The 1881-nt window shown below is 61.4% G+C and carries 1 protein-coding gene; it reads left to right on the forward strand.

What is annotated here, in order from left to right; genetic code table 11:
• On the forward strand, positions 1–1881 hold a 1881-nt coding region (locus tag EYC98_RS21640; RefSeq protein WP_279247498.1), incomplete at both ends, for a putative Ig domain-containing protein.

The raw sequence follows: 1881 nt of genomic DNA on the forward strand, positions 1-1881 counted from the left end.
ACTACGGTGACGGCAGCGGTGTGCAGGCCTTGGCCCTGAACCCGGACAAGAGCTTTGCCCTGAATCACAGCTACGCTGTCAGCGGCGTCTATACGGTCACGGTGACGGTGAGCGATGAAGACGGCGGGATTGGCGTGACCTCTGTCCTCGCGTCGCCTAATAATGAAGCACCCGTCCTCGACCCGATAGCGGATAGGTCAGTGTCAGAGGGTTCGCTGCTGACTTTTACGGTAACGGCGACCGATACCGATGTTCCCATTAACGGTCTCACTTACAGCTTGGATGACGACGCTCCGGCTGGCGCGGCCATCGATCCGCAGACCGGAGTGTTCAGCTGGACGCCGACCGAAGCCCAGGGGCCGGGCAGCTACGACATCACGGTGCGGGTGACCGATGACGGTGCGCCCGCGCTCGACGACACCCGGACCTTCACGATCACGGTAACCGAGGTCAACGGTGCGCCCTTGCTCGTTGCTATCGGTAATGTGTACGTCGACCAGCAAAGCATATTGACCTTCGCGGCAACGGCGACCGACGCAGATCAGCCAGCTAACGGTCTGACGTTTAGCCTGGATGCCGGGGCGCCGGATGGTGCGACCATCGATGCGCTGACCGGTGTATTCAGCTGGACGCCGACTGCGGCCCAGGGCCCCGGCGACTACAGTGTAACGGTGCGGGTGACTGATGACGGTACGCCGGTCCGCAACGATTTCGAAACGATAGTGATCACCGTCGGCGAATCGAATGTCGCACCGGTGCTGGCTGGCATCGGCGACCAGATTACTGACGAGCTGACCGAGCTGAGCTTCACGGTATCGGCAACTGACGGCAATGCGGCAAATACGCTGACCTACAGCCTGGATGGCGGTGCGCCGGCGGGTGCGAGTATCGATTCTGTCACCGGTGAGTTCCGCTGGACGCCAACCGAGGTCCAGGGCCCGGGTAGTTTTAGTGTGACGGTTCGGGTGACTGATGATGGCACGCAGGCCAGGGACGATTTTGAGACGATCGTAATCACAGTTGACGAAGTGAATGGCGCGCCTGACCTCGACACGATCGGTGACCAGTTCGTGGCCGAGGGCTTGTTGCTGGCATTTGTGGTCAGTGCAGTTGATCCGGACGGCCCCGACGGCGTCCTGACATTCAGCCTGGATGCGGGCGCTCCTGCTGGGGCGACCATCGATTCTGCAACCGGTGTGTTCAGCTGGGCGCCGACTCAGGCACAGGGATTGGGTGAATTCAGTGTGACTATACGGGTCATCGACGACGGTACGCCGAGCCTTGACGATGCCGAGACCATAACGATTACCGTTGGCACACCTCCGCTGGTGCCGCCGGCTGATCCAAGGGTGCTCGGCCAGGTCGACGGCAACGGCGTGTTGACGCTGAACGTTGGCCCGGCTGAACAACGTGCCCTGCGTAACTTGCTGCCCGATGTGGAAGCAGAACAGGTGTATATCGATCACGTCGGGTCCGGTTCGGTCACCGGTGAGAGCATCCGTATCACGCTGTTTGGCGTGTCGCAGACCTTCGACAACGTCACCAGTATCCTGATCACTGATATGGGTGCCGGCAACGACTTTGTGCAGATCTCGAGCGGAGTCAGCTCGCCGGTCGAGGTTCACCTCGGTGCTGGTGCGGATACGCTGATCAGTGCAGGATCCGGCAGCGTGCGAGCGTTCGGTGATGACGGTGATGATCGTCTGACTGGCGGCACCGGTAACGATACATTGTTCGGTGGCAGCGGCCAGGACGATCTGCGCGGTGGCGCGGGCAACGACACCCTATGGGGTGGTGCGGACGGTGACCGTCTGGAAGGTGAGGCAGGGCAAGACACGCTCTACGGCGGTGGCGGCATCGACTTCCTGGTGCTGGATCATG

Source organism: Candidatus Litorirhabdus singularis, assembly GCF_026262625.1.
Classification (GTDB): Bacteria; Pseudomonadota; Gammaproteobacteria; order Pseudomonadales; family Halieaceae; genus Litorirhabdus; species Litorirhabdus singularis.